Raw genomic sequence first — 15,766 nt, forward strand, 5'->3', positions numbered from 1 at the left:
ATGAGTGACGACCACGTCTACCTGACCCTCGCCGAGGGACACGAGGACGACACCCGCTGGGCCTACGGCACCGGCTTCGAGGACCCCCTGCACGGCGTGGACACCACCGTGCCCGAGGGCGTCGACGCCGGCGCACTCGCGACCTTGTGCGTCGAGTTGGCCGACGACGCCCTGGTCTCGGCCCAGCGCCTGGCCGAGTGGATCACCCGCGCCCCCGAGCTGGAGGAGGAGGTGGCGCTGGCCAACATCGGCCTCGACCTCCTCGGCCAGGCCCGCCTGCTCTACTCCCGCGCCGGCCAGGCCGACGGCACCGGACGCGACGAGGACGCCTACGCCTACTTCCGGGACGCCGGCGACTTCCGCAACGTACGTCTGGCCGAACTCCCGTGCGGCGACTTCGCGTTCTCGATCGTCCGGCTGCTGATGCTGTCCAGCTGGCGCCTCGCGCACTTCGAGCAGCTGGCGTCGCACCCGGACCCCGTGCTGGCGGCGATCGCCACGAAGGGCGTCAAGGAGCTGGCCTACCACCGGCAGTACGCCGCCGAGTGGGTCGTACGCCTGGGAGACGGCACGCAGGAGTCGCACCGCCGCACACGCCGGGCCCTGGAGCAAGTGGCCCCGTACGTGGGGGAGCTGTTCACGGCGTACGACGTACGGGACGAGGTCGTCGCCGTCCTGCGCCAGGTCACCGAGGCCGCCGGCCTGTCCATGCCGGTGTACCGGCCGCTGCCCGGATCCGGCCGCCACGGTGAGCACACCGAGCATCTCGCGCCCCTGCTGGCCGAGTTGCAGGGCGTGGCCCGCGCCCACCCGGAGGCGACATGGTGACCACCCTGCTCGAGGCCCGGCGCGCCCGGCACATCGCCGAAGGGGTGCCGGACCCCGAGCTGCCCATGCTCACCCTGGCCGACCTGGGCGTCCTGCGGAGCGTCGAGACGACCGAGGACGGCACGGTCGTCGCGAGCCTGACGCCGACCTACTCGGGCTGCCCGGCCATGGCCGAGATGCGGGCGGACGTGGCTGCGCGGCTGCGCGCCGCCGGTTACACACGCGTGGAGATCCGTACGGTCCTCGATCCACCGTGGACCAGCGACTGGATCACCCCGGCCGGCCGCCGCAAGCTCGCCGAACACGGCATCGCCCCGCCCGGCCCCGCACCCCGCGCCGGCGGCCCGGTCCCGCTCCTGCTGTCGCCCACCCGGCGCGCCGTGACCTGTCCGCGCTGCGGCTCGGCGGACACCGAGGAGACCTCCCGCTTCGCCGCCACGTCCTGCAAGGCGCTGTGGCGCTGCCGCGCCTGCCGTGAGCCGTTCGAGTACGTCAAGGAGATCTGAATGGAAGGCCTGAAGGAAGCACAGACGGCTGCCGCGGTACGCCCGCGCACCCGCCGCCGTCCGGCCTTCCACACCCTGCGCGTCGCCACCGTGACGCCCCTGTGCGCGGACGCGGTCGCCGTCGGCTTCGACATCCCGCCGGAGCTGGCCGAGGAGTTCGCCTTCGAGCCCGGCCAGTCGCTGACATTGCGGCGCGAGATCGACGGGCGGGACGAGCGGCGGTCGTACTCGATCTGTTCGCCGGTCGGGTCGAGCCCGCGGATCGGCGTACGGGTCGTGCCCGGCGGCCTGTTCTCGTCCTGGCTCGTCGAGGACGTGCGCCCCGGCGACACCGTCGAGGTCATGGCCCCCACCGGCGCCTTCACTCCCGACCTGACGACCCCCGGCCATCACGTGCTGATCGCGGCGGGCTCCGGCATCACACCCATGATGTCCATCGCCGAGTCCGTCCTGGCCGCCGACTCCCGCTCCACGGTCACCCTCTTCTACGGCAACCGCCGCACCGGCACCGTGATGTTCGCCGACGAGCTGGCGGACCTGAAGGACCTGTACCCGACCCGCTTCCAGCTCGCCCATGTCCTGTCCCGCGAACCCCGTGAGGCCGAGGTGCTCTCCGGCCGTATCGACGCCGACCGGCTGTCGACGCTCGTCGACGCGCTGGTCGACGTGACGACCGCCGACCACTGGTGGCTGTGCGGCCCGCACGGGATGGTCCGGGACGCGCAGCGGGTGCTGGAGGGCCTCGGGGTCCCGGCGCAGCGTGTGCACCAGGAGCTGTTCTACGCCGACGATGAGCCCGTACGGGAGGTGCACCACGAGGAGAGCGGCCCGCAGGGGCCCGTCAGCCAGGTCACCATCACCCTCGACGGCCGGTCCACCACCGCCGCGCTGCCGCGTGAGCGGACCATCCTCGACGGTGCCCAACGCACCCGCCCCGACCTGCCGTTCGCCTGCAAGGGCGGCGTCTGCGGCACCTGCCGGGCCCTGGTCACCGACGGAAAGGCGGACATGCGGCGCAACTTCGCGCTGGAGGCGGCCGAGGTGGACGCCGGCTACGTCCTGACCTGTCAGTCGTACCCGGTCTCGGAGACGCTGACGGTGGACTACGACAGCTGAGCCGGCCGGAGGAAGTCGAGTGGCGAGGAAAGCGAAAGGACTAGTTCAAGAAGGAGTTGAGAAGGAAGTCCCTTCATGGCCTCGCCACGGCCGACTCTAACAGTCACGCGGGGATCAGGTCGCGCAGATTTTCGGGAGTCACGATCCGGGACTCCGGATGCAGCCCGTCGGGCCGCTGCAGGCCGATGTAGGTGACGGGACCCTCGGGCACCGTCACGCCGTCCCAGAGGGTGGTCGACGAGGCGTCCAGCAGGCCGGTGAGGTAGCGGACCGTCAGCTGCTCGCGCTCCACGATGCCGCGCAGCAGCGTCGCGACCGACACCCGGTTGGCCTCGACCCGGTTGGCCGCCGGAGTTCCCTTCAGATACAGGTGCAGCCACTTGGCACGCCACCGGCCGTCGGAACCGCGCTGGAACGCCAGCGGCAGCGCGACCCGGCCCGGCCCGCGCAGACCGGACTTCATGCGCACGGTACGCGGCTCGAACGGACGCCCCTGTTGCCGTGCCTCACGCAGCATGAACCCGAAGAACGACTCCTCGACCTCCTCGAAGCCCTCCCCGGAGAAGATGTTGACCTGCGGGACGATGAACTCGCCGCGCACGGCACCGAGGCGCAGGTCGATGAACTCGGAGGCGCCGTCGGGTGCCTCGGTGATGTCACCGGAGTGCTCGCCCTCCAGGTCCTTGAGGTTGGTGTACGCCAGCCAGCAGACCGTCGCGTAGTCGGCGTCCAGCATCAGCGCCGACAGGTCGTAGTCGGTGCGGTGGGCGGCCTGTTTCCAGTACACGAAGAAGCGCAGCAGCTCGCCGTCCACGGGTGACACCGAACCGCGGGGCAGCACGCCGAGCCCGGCCGGGGCCGCCCGGCCGCTGAGCGGCAGGGCGACATCCAGGACGTCCGGGTCGATCAGCAGATGGCCCGGGGCCGGCAGACGGCGCCGTATCTCCGCGTCCAGGACGGTGATCAGGCGCTCCCGTTCGGGCGGCAGCACGGGCGGACGCTCGTCCTCGGTGACCCAGGCGCGGCCGAGCCGGTTCACGAACACGCGGGGCTCGCCGGTGTCCTGCGCGCGGTTGGCGAGGTGTTCGCGGACCGACAGCAGGACCCGGCCGGACACGTCGCCCACGACCTCCTCGGCAGCCGCCGCGACCGTGGTGCGCTCCTCCTGGTCGAGGGCCATGCGCAGCAGCCGGTCCAGGGAGCGCAGCAGCTTTCCGGGCGCGGACTTCAGCAGCTCCGCCGCGCCGATGACGTCATGCATGCCGAGCAGCTCCTCCACCCGGCTGTCGAAGGAGCGCGCCTTCTTCTCGCCGCGGGCGACCGCGAACACGTCGGCGGCGTGCGGCCACTGCGGATACTCGTGCGGGTGCAGCCGCTCGCCGAGCCGCTTGAAGTCCTCGCGGTGCGCGTGCACGTCCGCGAGTTTGGCGGGCGTGGCGGCGACCACCGAGTCGAGACCCGCCAGCAGGGCACGGCGCACCGGTCGGGAGAGCCCACGGAACCGCGTCGCCTCCACCAGGGTCACGTCACCGCCCGACACCGCGCACGCCAGCCGCAGCACATCGGTGACCGTGTCCAGCAGAAGCGCCGAACCGGCTCGCAGGCGAGCCCGGTTGATCACGGCACGGTTCTCCCGGACCGGGATTTCCGCGGGCTGCGGCCCGTCGGCGCACGCCGCGGCGAGCGCCTCCAGATCACGCAGGGCGTCCTCGCCGAGCGGGGTGCTGCTTTGCGCCAACGCCAGGTACAGGGCGGTGACTTCGGCATCCGCGTCGGCGCCCAGGTGCAGCACCGTCACACGGTCACCGGCCGCCGCGATCAGCTCCTCGTGGTGGCCCAGCATCTCGGCGTAGGTGTGCTGGTAGCGGCCGTACGACGGGAGGGTGAGCAGGTCGACAACACCGTCGCTCAACTGCTCCAGAACACCCGCGCGCGTCGCGTCGTCGGCGAGCGCCTCGGCGATGCAGCCCGTCCAGAAGTCGTAGGTGGCCGGCACGTTGGCCGGGAAGTCGACGAAGTACACGTTGTGCCGCACATGGTCGCCGACCATCTCGCGGACCGTGCCCAGCGTCCGCACCGCGGTGTCGACGACCGTGCCCTCGGACAGCCCCGACAGATGGGCCAGCAGCTCCGCCGAGAGCTTGAAGCCCACGGACATCAACGCGGCGTCGAACTGCCGTGCCGCGACGGCGCCTTCCCCGGCGGGTCCCGCGGGGGAGGGGAGACGGTGGACGTGCCGGATGACCAGGGGTTCGAGACGGTGGACCATTCCCGGATGATCCCGCATGCGTACGTGAGTTCGCATGCGGGTTTTCCGCGTCGAGTGCGGTGCGAAGTGCGGTGCCGAGTGCGGCGTCGAACGCGGATTTCCTCACACGTCGCACTAGTCATATGTGCGTAAATTTGGCGGGTATCGTTCGCGGTTCGGCCGGGCATCGTTAGTTGGCGGGGTTTGAGGTGAGAGGGGAACAATGCCGTCGTCGTCGATGCGGTTGGCCGATGCACAGTCACAGCCGGTGCTCAGTCCGCCGGCGCCTGTCGCCGTCTTCCTGGTGGTCACGATCGAGCCGGGCGGCGAGCCGGAGGTGCGCGATCTGCTGGCCGGGCTCGCGGGACTGGTACGGGCCGTCGGGTTCCCGAGTCCCGACGGCGGCCTGTGCTGCGTCGCCGGAGTGGGGTCCACGGCCTGGGACCGGCTGTTCGGTGCCCCGCGTCCCCGGGAGCTGCACCCCTTCAAGGAGTTGGAAGGGTCACGACACCGCGCCGTGGCGACCCCCGGCGACCTGCTCTTCCACATCCGCGCCGCCCGCACGGACCTCTGCTTCGCCCTGGCCGCCGAGATCATGAAGCGGCTGCGCGACGTGGTCACCGTCCAGGACGAGGTCCAGGCCTTCGCCTACTTCGACTCGCGCAACGTCCTCGGCTTCGTCGACGGCACCGAGAACCCGGTCGGCCAGGCGGCGGCCGACGCGGCGGTCGTCGGGGACGAGGATCCCGCGTTCAGCGGCGGAAGCTACGCCATCGTCCAGAAGTACCTGCACGACGTGGACGCCTGGGAGGCCCTGGCGGTCGAGGCCCAGGAGAAGGTGATCGGCCGCTCCAAGCTGACCAACATCGAACTCGACGTGCCCGGCTCCCACAGGGACGTGAACACGGTCACCGGGCCGGACGGGGAGGAACTGGAGATCCTGCGCGGCGCCATGCCGTTCGGCAGGCCCGGGCACGGCGAGTTCGGCACGTACTTCATCGCCTATGCCCGCACGCCCGAGACACCCGAGGCCATGCTGCGGAAGATGTTCCTCGGCGGCCCGGAATCCGGCCCCGACCCGATCCTCGACTACTCGCAGGCCGTCACCGGAACCCTCTTCTTCATCCCGCCGGTCACTTTTCTCGAGTCGATCCAGGAACGGTACGTGACGGACTGAGCCCGTCCACGACGAGAGCGCGAGGAGGGGGTCAGGGGCGCTCCGCGTTGCGCTCCTTCAGGCGGGCCGCCTCCTTGCGGACCTCGGCCTGGGTGGCGCGCTCCTTCCGCAGCCACTCGGGCTGCTCCTGCTTCAGCGCCTCGATCTGCTCGGTGGTGAGGGGCTCCGTGACGCCGCCGCGGGCCAGGCCCGCGATGGAGACGCCGAGCTTCGCCGCGACCACCGGGCGGGGGTGCGGGCCGTCGCGTCGCAGGTCGCGCAGCCACTGCGGCGGGTCCGCCTGCAGCGCGTTCAGTTCCGCGCGCGTGACGACACCCTCGCGGAACTCGGCGGGGGTGGCTTCGAGGTACACACCCAGCTTCTTGGCCGCGGTCGCGGGCTTCATGGTCTGGGTGCTTTGGTGCGACGTCATGGTCACAAGGGTATCGAGTGGGTGAACCCCCGCCGACCACGGCCGGTAACCTGGCCAGGTGACAGGCTCGGAAGTACCCCCTTCGTCCTCGGAAGCAGCCGCTTCCTTCCGGCTCGCGTACGTCCCGGGAGTGACCCCCTCGAAGTGGGTGCGGACCTGGAACGAGCGCTTCCCCGACGTCCCCCTGACCCTCCACGCGGTCACCGCCGCCGACGCGCCCGACCTGCTGCGGGACGGCGCCGCCGACGCCGGGTTCGTCCGGCTGCCGGTCGACCGTACGTTCTTCAGCGCGATCCCCCTGTACACCGAGGCCACGGTCGTCGTCGTCCCCAAGGACCACGTCATCACGGCAGTGGAGGAGGTGACCACGGACGACCTGGCCGACGAGGTCCTCTTCCACCCCCTCGACGACGTCCTCGACTGGGAGCGGCCACCGGGGCAGCCCGCCTTCGAGCGCCCCGCGACCACCGCGGACGCCGTCGAGCTCGTCGCGGCGGGCGTCGGCCTGCTCGTCGTACCCCAGTCGCTGGCCCGCCTCCACCACCGCAAGGACCTGACCTACCGGACGCTCGTGGACGCCCCCCAGTCGAGCATCGCCCTGTCCTGGCCGCAGGACGCGACCACCGACCTGGTCGAGGACTTCATCGGCGTCGTCCGTGGCCGCACAGTCAACAGCACCCGGGGCCGCACCACCTCCCAGGCCCCGGCCGCCCCGGAGCAGCCGAAGCGCAAGCGCCCGGACGCCGGCGCCAGCCCAGGGCGCCGGCGCGGCGGCTCCGGCGGCGCCAGGAGTGCCAAGGGAACCCGGCGCGGGAAGCCCCGCGGCAGGTCGTAGCGTCCCCGGCCCTCAAGAGGGGGGACCCCCGGCCGCTCCCTGATCCGCTGGGCGCGCCCCTCGTCGTACGCCATGAGGCCTCCTACTCGGCGCGTTCCGTGAGCCTTCGCTCCAGGTCGCGCAGGTCCTTGCCGATGTGGGAGCGGACCTGGCGGGCCATGAGCGGGGCCGCCGGCCGGGCGAGACCGCCGGGGCCGCCCCGGACGCGGATACGGGCGAGGGTGCCGGACGGATGCGGGTCGAAGGCGTAGGTGACGTGCATCGGCATCGGGCCGGCCACGGACACCATGTCCAGCAGCCGCGGGAAGTCGTACGACGCCACGCGCAGTACGTAGTCGATGCGCCGGCCGAGGAAGTACGCCGTCCGCGTGACCTCGGCGCCGACCCCGAAGCCGCCCGCCTCGGCCTCGCGGGTCAGCTCCGCCCTGCGGATGCCCTGCGTCCAGTCGGCGTCGTGGCGCCAGTCCATGGCGTACCCGGCCACCTGCTCGGGAGGGAGCGGGATGACCCGCTCCGCCGATACGTCGATCGTCACCGCGCCAGGATCACCGCGCCGGGCGTGCGGCGCATGCGCAGCAGGGCCCCGAGTCCCGGACCCGGGGCCCTTGGGCGGGCGGTGGCTCAGCGGGCGTACGTGGCCCGCTCCGCCGTACGCACGACCGTCTGCCCGTCGGCCTGGCTCAGCGCACCCGCGCTCACCCACGCGTTCACGGTGGACCGCACACGCGAGACCAGCGCACCCTTGCCGTTGAACGGCGCCCCGGCCCAGATCTCGTCCAGCAGCGTGGTGCCGTCGGACTTCGCGGGATTGGCGACGCCGGAGTCGGTGTTGCCGAAGATCACCCGGGGTTCGGAGCGCCGGAAGTAGGCGTGGGTCGGGTCGTCGGTGCCCTCGAAGAAGGGGGCGAACTCGGTGCCGCCCATGGTGTAGTGGAGCGGTTTGCCGGACACCGGGGTGAGGGACGGCAGCAGGTCGCCGGAGAGTCCGGCGTTGCGGTACAGGCCCAACTGGAGGTAATCGGTCGAGGCGTTACGGCCGACCAGGTTGACCGGTCCGTAGAAGAGGGTCTGCAGGGACGGATCGTCGAGGGTCTTCTCGACCCGGAGCCGGAACGGGAGCGTGACGCGTACGGTGTCGCCGCTGCGCCAGGTCCGGGACACGGTGAAGTAGCTGCCCGCGACCGGAGTGCCGCCGACCGCTCTGCCGTTGACGGTCACCTTGAAGCCGCCGGACGCCCAGGACGGCACGCGCAGCTTCAGCTCGAAGGACGCCCTGCCCCCGCCGATGGTGATCGTGGAGCCCTGTTCCCTCGGGTAGTCCGTGCTCTGGGTGACCGTGACGCCCTTCTCCGCCCAGGTCAGGGTGGACGGGCTGTACAGGTTGACGTACAGAGCGCTGCCGTCGGCCTTCTTGAAGTACACCGAGTCCTGGTACTTCGTGGCGCTCTCCATGCCCGTGCCCTCGCAGCAGGTCGTGCCCTGCTTGGGGGTGTAGTCGCGCACGTGCCCGGGCTTCAGGCCGATGAAGTACGTGACGAGCGGCTTCTCCGCGTCGGCCTTGTCCTGCTTGGAGCCGAGCACCTGGTTGTACAGGGCCCGCTCGTAGTAGTCCATGTACTTCGGGTTCTGCTCGTGGAAGAACAGCATCCGGCTCAGCTTGAGCAGGTTGTACGCACAGCAGGTCTCGGCGTTGGTGTCGCTGATCGTGCCGGCGATGACCCCGCGGGCCTTCCAGAACTCGGCCGTGCTCGTCCCGCCGATGCCGTACATGCGCTGCGGGACGACCATGCCCCAGAAGTTCTTGGCGGCCGTGAGGTAGCGGGCCTCACCCGTGGCGTCGTACAGCCGGACGTAACCGGTGAAGATCGGGATGTGCTGGTTGGCGTGCAGGCCGTCCAGGATGTCGGTGTTCGCGGCGCAGGCGTCGATGAGCCTGTCCAGGTCGAACAGCTTGGCCAACGCGAGGTGTTCGGCCTTGCCGGTGATCGAGTGCAGGTCGACGATCGTCTCGACGATGCCGCCGAACTCGCCGCTGGAGAAGATGCCCCACATCCGCTGGAGGGTGGCGTCGGGCAGCTTGGACAGCCGGGAGTACATCCAGTCGCACATGCCGGACGCGAGGTCGAGGGCGCGGGCGTCGCCGGTGGCGAGGTGGGCGTCCAGCAGGCCCTTGAGGATCTTGTGCGCGGTGTAGTACGGCGCCCACACCTTGGTGTAGTCGCCGCTGGTCATCGACTCCAGCTCGATGAACTGGGTCTCCGGGTACGCGGCGAGGAACCCGGGGTGGCTCGGCCCGCCCCAGGTGCGGCGCAGGGTGGCGGTCAGCCCGCGGCCGGAGGCGTCCGCGAACGTGCCGCCGGTGGTCTCGAAGAAGTCGTACGACGCCAGGTTGCCCCGGCCGACCGAGGTCGCCGAGGCCTGGCTGCTATGCAGCGCCGTGATCTCGGCGGCGGTCAGGGCCCGCGACCAGACGTTGAACTCGTCGAAGGCGCCCGCGAACACCGGGTCGCCGGAGAAGTTCGAGCGACCGAGCCAGTTGTTCGTCAGGGTGCCCAGCGTCGACGGGTTGAGGGTCATCGACGTGTTCTGGGCGACGAGCGTGCCGTTGACGTACAGCGTTCCCGTGCTGCCACTGATCGTCACCGCGAGGTGGCTCCACTGGTTCAGGGGCAGCGCGGCGGTGCCGTTGAGCCCCTGCTCCCCGCCGGGCCCGTTGGTGGTGACGGCGAAGCGGGGGACGCCGTCCGCGTTGCGCCCGGCCAGGTACATGTACCGGGTGTTGTTGTCGCCGAAGTCGAAGACGCGGGCCCAGTTGGCGTCGTGGGTGGGCTTCACCCAGGCGGACAACGTGATCGCCGGGGCGCCGCCGAGCACGGCGGCCGGCAGGTCGACGTACTGGTAGGAGCCGCGCACGTTCTCCTGGGCGGTGCCGAACTTCCCGGTGACGCTGAGTATCCGCGGGTCGCGGCGCAGCGCCTCACGCACCTCGGTCAGCGCCCCGACCATGGCCCCGATCCTGTCGGCGTACGCCTGCTCCCCGGTGCTCGCGTAGGCCTGCGACAGCATGCTCAGGAAGTGGCCGGTGTAGTGGCCGCGGAGATTGCCGTTGGCCTCACCGTCCAGCCCCTCCCAGCCGCCCGGGGCCACCGCGCCGCCCGTGGAGAGCCCGGCGTTGGCGCGGAAGACCTGCAGGAGCCGGTTCACGTCGTAGCCCCGGCCGTGATCGAGCATCAGCTGACGCTTGCCGGTGAAGACGCCCGGCCTGAGGGCCACGTCGTCGAGGGCGAAGGGCTGGACGGTCCAAGCGGACGGGGCGGCGGCCGCAGCCTGCGCTTCCTGCACGGCAGCCGCAGCCTGAGCCCCCGGAACGGCGGCCGAGGCCCGGCCGGTTGCCGCGAACGAGGCCGCGGGGGTCGCCGCCGCCAGCGCCGCGGTCCGGAGAAGTGATCTTCTGGAGAGGGGCGGTGCCATGGGGGCTCCTCCACGAGGTCAATGCAGGTTCGGGATATCGAACAGCGTGCGGATGGTCGACCAGACGCTATGTGTGGGCTGAGGGGCCGTCAACGGTGCTGACGGGATTGGTGGCGCGGATGGGGAGGACGGGGAACGCGGGCCGAGGCATGAGCAGCCGGACGACGTCGTGGGGAGGGTTGAGATGGGAGTTCGTGACCAGTGGCGTGGCGGATCGGCTGTCGCGGGGTGCAGCCGCGTGGGCACGCGCGGTTCCTCCGGCGCGACGGCCCTCGATGGCGTCCTCGCCGGGCGCGGCACCGATGCCGAGGGCTCCGGGCTGCCGGTCGCCGATGATGTCCAGGTGCGTCACGGAACGCTCCCGGCTCATCTCGACCCGCCGGCGCACTTCGTGGCTGACGATCCTGCCGGTCGTCAGCTGTTCGTACGCCGCAGGCGAGCCGGCCGCGGAGGATCCCAGGCGGCTCTCGGCGGTCACCGTCAGGCCGGCCTGGCGGGCGTACTCCTGGCCCGTCCCGTTCCCGTTCCCGTTCCCGTTCCCGCTCACGTTCCTCGGCACGGAACGGCGCGGCGACTCGAAGTGCTCGCCTGGGTCATCGGTACCGGTACCCCGCCCTGTGACCGCGCGGCCACACAGCCGCAGACGGTGTCCGGAACGTTCTGCTCGTAGTCGGGCGTCTTCGCGGCAGCCGTCGGTCCCGCCGGGAAGATGGAGCTCGGACGCATGCCTCACGGCAGCCGGCCACGCGCGCCGAGCCCATCGCCGCAAAAGGTGCTGACTGGAAGCCTGGTTGGTCAGTCGGCCCAGCCCTCAGTCGGCCCAGCTGCCGGTGGTCAGGAGGAGGCCGTCGCCCGTACGAGCCAGTCGTACGCTCCGCGAGCCGTGAACTCCCCCTGTCCGCCCCGCAGCAGCAGCCCGGCCGTCGCGAACTCCGGGGCGTTCGCCTGGGCGGCCACGTACGGGATCGCGATGCAGCGCATTCCGGCCGCGTGCGCGGCGGCGGCGCCGGGGGCCGCGTCCTCCAGGACCACGCAGTCGCCCGGTGCCGCGCCGAGCCGCCGGGCCGCCTCCAGGAAGACATCGGGGGCGGGCTTGCCGCGCTCGACCTCGTCGGCCGATACGACGGTGCGCAGCTGGGCGTCCAGGCCCGTGCCGGCGAGGATCGCCGTGATGGCCCCGTGAGACGAGCCGGATGCCACGGCCATCGGGACCCCCTCGTCCGCCAGCAGCTCCACGAACTCGCGCATCTCGGGGTACACGCGCGTGGCGGTGCGGGCGAGTTCCAGATAGCGGCGGTTCTTGGCGGCGAGCAACTCGTCGACGGAGGCCCGCAGACCGTATTCCCGCTTCCAGAGCGTGACCGTCTCCAGCGTGCTGATGCCGACGTACCGCTCGTGATCCGCCCACGTGAAGTCGGGAACTCCGTGGTCGGCGAGGATCTGCCGGCCCGCCTCGTAGTAGTTGGGCTCGCTGTCCACGAGCGTTCCGTCGAGATCGAAGATGACCGAAGTGCCGTTGAGACCGCTCATGGCCCCAGGATGTCAAAAGCCTCAAGGGTCACTTCGGCCTCGAGGGTCATTTCCGGGCCGCCGTCCGCCCGATCGACTCCACCAGCGGCAGCAGCCGGTGCGGGACGCGCTCGCGCAGGGCCACCTCGGTGCGGGTGCGGACCACGCCGGGCAGGCTGATCAGCTTCTGGATCACGTCCTCCAGATGGGCGTTGTCGCGGGCCACCACCCGGGTCAGCAGATCCCCACCGCCCGTGATCGAGAAGGCCTCGACGATCTCCGGTACGGCGGCGAGCGCGTCGCCCACGTCGTCGAGATGGCCCTGGGTGACCTCGATGTGCACGAAGGCCAGTACCGGGTGGCCGAGCGCGGCGGGGGAGAGAGTCGGCCCGATGCCGGTGACCACGCCGTCCCGCTCCAGCCGGTCGAGCCGCGCCTGCAAGGTGCCGCGCGCCACGCCGAGGATGCGGGCGTACTCGCGCACGCTCGTGCGGGGCTGTTCCAGCAGCAGCCGCAGGATGCGGGTGTCGAGCTCGTCCACGGCCATGGCGGCAGGCCTCCCCTCGTACGTGGTCCGTTGGCTCGCTGGTGGACGCTTCGGGACCGAAATGTCTGTGCCAATGGCCCAGCATATTCGACGCCACTTGAGCCAGTCGCCCCGGCGATGCTGCAATGGGACCGTCGATGGCGCTGCGGACCTCCGCGGCGCCTTTTTCATGCCGATACGGAGGGGCGGAAAGCAGTGCTGAAGAGGGTGTTCGTGGCGCCGGACCCGGGCCGGGCGCGGCTGCGCTTCGCCGTGCGGGCCGTCCTCGGCATCGGGCTCGCGGTCGTCGTCTGCGCACTGGCCGGACACTCCCTCGTCGGCGCCGTCACCGGCGGGCTCGCCGCGCTGCTCGCTCTGTTCACCGTCACCGACGCCACGGTCCGGGGGCAGGCGGTCACCACCGCGCTGCTGCCGCTCGTCGGCCTCCCCGTCCTCGCGGCGGCGGCCGAACTGCACGACCACCCGGTCGCCCGCGACCTCACCTTCCTCGCCGTCGTCGGCGCGGGCGTGTATGCGCGCCGCTGGGGACCGCGCGGTCACAGCCTGGGCGTGTTCGCGTTCATGACCTTCTTCGTGGCGCAGTTCCTGCAGGCGACCCCGCGGCAGCTGCCCGAGCTCTACGCCGCCGTACTGCTGTCCCTGCTCACCGCGTCCGCGGTCCGCTTCGGGCTGTGGTGCTACGAACGCCGCCTGCCCCCGGCACCCGTACCCGCACCGCCGGGCGGCAGTGGCCTGGCACGCGTGACCACGCGCCAGGCGATCCAGGCCACCGCCGGCGCCGGCTTCGCGCTCGTCGTGGGGCAGTTGGTGTCCGGGCAGCGCTGGTACTGGGCCGTCGGCGCCACCTGGTGGATCTTCGTCAACACCACCTCGCGCGGCGAGACCCTGGTCCGCGGCTTCCGCCGGATCCTCGGCACGGTGATCGGCATCGGCCTCGGCCTGCTCGTCGCCGTCCCACTGAACGGCGCGGGCCTCCCTACGGCCGTGCTCCTCACCGTCTGCGTCTTCGGCATCTTCTACACCGCCGCCGTCTCCTACACCTGGATGATGCTGTGCGTCACGGTGCTCGCCGAGCTCCTCTACGGCCTCCTGGGCGTCCTCGACCCCGCCCTGCTGGCGCTGCGGCTCGCCGAGACCGGCGTCGGGGCGCTCGGCGCCGTGCTGGCCGTGCTGCTCGTCCTGCCCGTCACCACCCACACCGTCACGGACGCTTGGATCCAGCGGGCCCTGCGCTGCGTCCAATCGGCCACTGCCGAGGCCGCAGCGCGCCTCGCCGGTGACGCGACCGCCGACCCGGCCTCGAAGCTTGCCGAACTGGAACAGCTGCTCGGCCGGGTACGGCTCTCGGTCGCCCCGCTCGTGCACCCGCTGAACCCCATGCCGGCCCGCAAGCGGCGCGCTCGCAGGGTCCTGGTCCTGCTCGACGACTGCGCCCGGGAGATCCGCGGCCTGGCCGCCGTGGCCGCCGACCCGGAGGCCTCGCACGACGCCCGCCTGGCCGCCGCGTGCTGGCGCGTCGAGGCGGCGGTCGCGGCGCTCACCGGCGGCACGGACATCACCGCCCCCACCGAGCAGCCGACGGCGTCGGACCCCGCGCTGGCCCATCTGCACGGCCTGGAGCGCGCCCTGGCCGAACTGGCCCAGCCCCTGCGCACGCCGTCCGGTTCGCGGCTCGTCGGGGCTTGAGACGACCGGTCGGGCAGGACTGTCTCGGGTCTTGAACGACTCGGGTCGGCATGTCGCTTTATCGGCCACCTGGATGTGCCGTGCGGAGCTTCGGCGCGCGCGCCGCCCGACGCGACGCCGGCCGGTGGTCCGTGGGCGCCGACTGGTCCTGGATCGGGCCGCCGGTCTCCGCAGCCGCGCCCGCGCGAGGGGCGGGACATGGCCGTACTCGCCGACGATTAGGCGACCTTGGTCTAGACCGATGATGATCCGCTGCTACCGTCACCCCGGACGGCACCCGACCGGAAGGGGAACAGCGGTGGCAGACTTCGGCAGGCGGGAACGACGGGGAACGCGGGCCTACATCGGGTCGTTCACGGCGGCCGGAGGTCATGGCATCACCGCGGCGTCCGTGGCCGCGGGCAGCGGCGCGCTGACCGTCCTGAGCGGCGTGGACGACCTGCCCGACCCGGCGTACCTGGCCCTGTCGCCCGACGGCGACACGCTCTACGCGGTCAGCGAGACCGCCGAGGGCGCGGTGGCCGCCTACCGTCTGACCGGGGGCAAGCCGGAGCTCATCGGGTCACCGGTCCCGGTGGGTGGCAGCGGACCCACGTACCTCAGCCTGGTCGCCGGCCACGTCCTGACCGCCAACTACGGCTCCGGCAGCGTCACCGTCGTGCCCGTGCGCCCCGACGGCGCCCTCGCGGACGCCCCGACCGCCGTCCTCCAGCACACCGGCTCGGGCCCGCACACGCCACGCCAGCAGGGCCCGCATGCCCACCAGGTGCAGCCCGACCCGGGCGGCCGCTGGGTCGTCAGCGTCGACCTCGGCACGGACTCGGTGCGGGTGTGCACGCTGGCCGGCGGCACCCTCGACGTACACCGGGAGATCGCCCTGCGGCCCGGCTCGGGCCCCCGCCACCTGGCCTTCCATCCGCACGGCAGGTACGCGTACGTCCTCAACGAACTCACCCCCACCGTCACCGTCTGCCACTGGGACGCCGACGACGGCACGCTGAAGCCGCTGGCCGAGACGCACGTGCTTCCGGGCGCCCCGGCCGGTGACGCCTATCCGTCGGGGATCGTCGCCTCGCCCGACGGCCGCTTCGTGTGGACCGCGACACGCGGCGAGGACGTGCTGTCGACGTTCGCCGTGGCGGGGGAGGAACTGCGGCTGGTGGGGACGGTGACCTGCGCCGGGCACTGGCCGCGCGCGGTCACCGAGGCGGGCGGCTTCCTGTACGTCGCGAACGAGCGCTCCGGTGACGTGTCCTGGTTCGCCGTGGACCCGGCCACGGGACTCCCGCGCTACGAGGGCTCGATCGAGGCGCCTGCGGCATCCTGCGTGGTCATCGGCCAGGTCCCCGACGAGGCATGACCGGCCGCCCACGGGGTGCCCAAGGAATGCCGAAGGAATACTGAAGGGCCCGCTCCGGGTGAGGAGCGGGC

General features: G+C 71.8%; 14 protein-coding genes. 7 read left to right on the top strand and 7 right to left on the bottom strand.

What is annotated here, in order from left to right:
- From paaC to paaE, 3 genes are read left to right on the top strand one after another with little or no spacing between them, the layout of a single operon-like run.
- On the top strand, window positions 1-828 hold the full coding sequence (gene paaC / locus ACTMVF_RS17145; RefSeq protein ID WP_441271899.1) for a 1,2-phenylacetyl-CoA epoxidase subunit PaaC: 828 nt from the start codon (window positions 1-3) through the stop codon (window positions 826-828).
- Window positions 822-1,334: a 1,2-phenylacetyl-CoA epoxidase subunit PaaD gene (gene paaD / locus ACTMVF_RS17150; protein WP_441271900.1), complete on the top strand. Its 513-nt coding sequence runs from the start codon at window positions 822-824 to the stop codon at window positions 1,332-1,334. Before paaC ends, paaD begins: the two co-directional genes overlap by 7 nt.
- Complete coding sequence (paaE, locus tag ACTMVF_RS17155; RefSeq protein ID WP_441271901.1) at window positions 1,335-2,450, top strand: 1,2-phenylacetyl-CoA epoxidase subunit PaaE; 1,116 nt, start codon at window positions 1,335-1,337, stop codon at window positions 2,448-2,450.
- 103 nt (window positions 2,451-2,553) lie between these two features.
- On the opposite strand, the gene ACTMVF_RS17160 is transcribed toward paaE, so the two are convergent.
- Window positions 2,554-4,719 carry a TerD family protein gene (locus ACTMVF_RS17160; protein WP_441271902.1) on the bottom strand — a complete coding sequence of 722 codons (2,166 nt, stop codon included), beginning with the start codon at window positions 4,717-4,719 and terminating at the stop codon, window positions 2,554-2,556.
- Between the two features lie 202 nt (window positions 4,720-4,921).
- Between ACTMVF_RS17160 and ACTMVF_RS17165 the strand changes: the two genes are divergently transcribed.
- On the top strand, window positions 4,922-5,875 hold the full coding sequence (locus ACTMVF_RS17165) for a Dyp-type peroxidase (RefSeq protein WP_441271903.1): 954 nt from the start codon (window positions 4,922-4,924) through the stop codon (window positions 5,873-5,875).
- A gap of 31 nt (window positions 5,876-5,906) precedes the next feature.
- On the opposite strand, the gene ACTMVF_RS17170 is transcribed toward ACTMVF_RS17165, so the two are convergent.
- Window positions 5,907-6,287, bottom strand: coding sequence for a DUF5997 family protein (locus tag ACTMVF_RS17170; protein ID WP_441271904.1), 381 nt, complete (start codon window positions 6,285-6,287; stop codon window positions 5,907-5,909).
- 58 nt (window positions 6,288-6,345) lie between these two features.
- Here ACTMVF_RS17170 and ACTMVF_RS17175 point away from each other — a divergent pair, with 58 nt between their 5' ends.
- A complete protein-coding gene (locus ACTMVF_RS17175) occupies window positions 6,346-7,122 on the top strand; it encodes a LysR family substrate-binding domain-containing protein (RefSeq protein WP_441271905.1) in 777 nt (258 codons plus the stop codon).
- Window positions 7,123-7,204: 82 nt separating this feature from the next.
- On the opposite strand, the gene ACTMVF_RS17180 is transcribed toward ACTMVF_RS17175, so the two are convergent.
- The 5 genes from ACTMVF_RS17180 to ACTMVF_RS17200 all read right to left on the bottom strand — a co-directional run bounded on the left by ACTMVF_RS17180 (window position 7,205) and on the right by ACTMVF_RS17200 (window position 12,649).
- Entirely contained in the window at window positions 7,205-7,657 is a 453-nt protein-coding gene (locus ACTMVF_RS17180; RefSeq protein ID WP_441271906.1) for an SRPBCC family protein, read from the bottom strand.
- An 86-nt stretch (window positions 7,658-7,743) separates the two neighbouring features.
- Window positions 7,744-10,593: a beta-L-arabinofuranosidase domain-containing protein gene (locus tag ACTMVF_RS17185; protein ID WP_441271907.1), complete on the bottom strand. Its 2,850-nt coding sequence runs from the start codon at window positions 10,591-10,593 to the stop codon at window positions 7,744-7,746.
- Window positions 10,594-10,660: 67 nt separating this feature from the next.
- Complete coding sequence (locus ACTMVF_RS17190) at window positions 10,661-11,140, bottom strand: hypothetical protein (protein ID WP_441272099.1); 480 nt, start codon at window positions 11,138-11,140, stop codon at window positions 10,661-10,663.
- Window positions 11,141-11,427: 287 nt separating this feature from the next.
- The gene (locus ACTMVF_RS17195) at window positions 11,428-12,123 is read right to left on the bottom strand and encodes an HAD family hydrolase (RefSeq protein ID WP_441271908.1); all 696 of its coding nucleotides are present in this window, start codon (window positions 12,121-12,123) and stop codon (window positions 11,428-11,430) included.
- A 46-nt stretch (window positions 12,124-12,169) separates the two neighbouring features.
- A complete protein-coding gene (locus ACTMVF_RS17200) occupies window positions 12,170-12,649 on the bottom strand; it encodes an Lrp/AsnC family transcriptional regulator (protein ID WP_441271909.1) in 480 nt (159 codons plus the stop codon).
- 195 nt (window positions 12,650-12,844) lie between these two features.
- On the opposite strand from ACTMVF_RS17200, the gene ACTMVF_RS17205 reads away from it, so the two are divergent.
- Window positions 12,845-14,335 carry an FUSC family protein gene (locus ACTMVF_RS17205; RefSeq protein WP_441271910.1) on the top strand — a complete coding sequence of 497 codons (1,491 nt, stop codon included), beginning with the start codon at window positions 12,845-12,847 and terminating at the stop codon, window positions 14,333-14,335.
- 298 nt (window positions 14,336-14,633) lie between these two features.
- Entirely contained in the window at window positions 14,634-15,695 is a 1,062-nt protein-coding gene (locus tag ACTMVF_RS17210; protein ID WP_441271911.1) for a lactonase family protein, read from the top strand.
- The last annotated feature ends 71 nt before the right edge of the window (window positions 15,696-15,766 follow it).

This window comes from Streptomyces sp. SD31 (genome assembly GCF_052068475.1).
Classification (GTDB): domain Bacteria; phylum Actinomycetota; class Actinomycetes; order Streptomycetales; family Streptomycetaceae; genus Streptomyces.

Excerpts from the sequence above, each read along its gene's own strand:
- paaC (WP_441271899.1), top strand. The coding sequence starts at position 1 with ATGAGTGACGACCACGTCTACCTGACCCTCGCCGAGGGACACGAGGAC.
- paaE (WP_441271901.1), top strand. The coding sequence starts at position 1,335 with ATGGAAGGCCTGAAGGAAGCACAGACGGCTGCCGCGGTACGCCCGCGC.
- ACTMVF_RS17165 (WP_441271903.1), top strand. The coding sequence starts at position 4,922 with ATGCCGTCGTCGTCGATGCGGTTGGCCGATGCACAGTCACAGCCGGTG.
- ACTMVF_RS17185 (WP_441271907.1), bottom strand. The coding sequence starts at position 10,593 with ATGGCACCGCCCCTCTCCAGAAGATCACTTCTCCGGACCGCGGCGCTG.
- ACTMVF_RS17195 (WP_441271908.1), bottom strand. The coding sequence starts at position 12,123 with ATGAGCGGTCTCAACGGCACTTCGGTCATCTTCGATCTCGACGGAACG.
- ACTMVF_RS17170 (WP_441271904.1), bottom strand. The coding sequence starts at position 6,287 with ATGACGTCGCACCAAAGCACCCAGACCATGAAGCCCGCGACCGCGGCC.
- ACTMVF_RS17160 (WP_441271902.1), bottom strand. The coding sequence starts at position 4,719 with ATGGTCCACCGTCTCGAACCCCTGGTCATCCGGCACGTCCACCGTCTC.
- ACTMVF_RS17200 (WP_441271909.1), bottom strand. The coding sequence starts at position 12,649 with ATGGCCGTGGACGAGCTCGACACCCGCATCCTGCGGCTGCTGCTGGAA.
- paaD (WP_441271900.1), top strand. The coding sequence starts at position 822 with ATGGTGACCACCCTGCTCGAGGCCCGGCGCGCCCGGCACATCGCCGAA.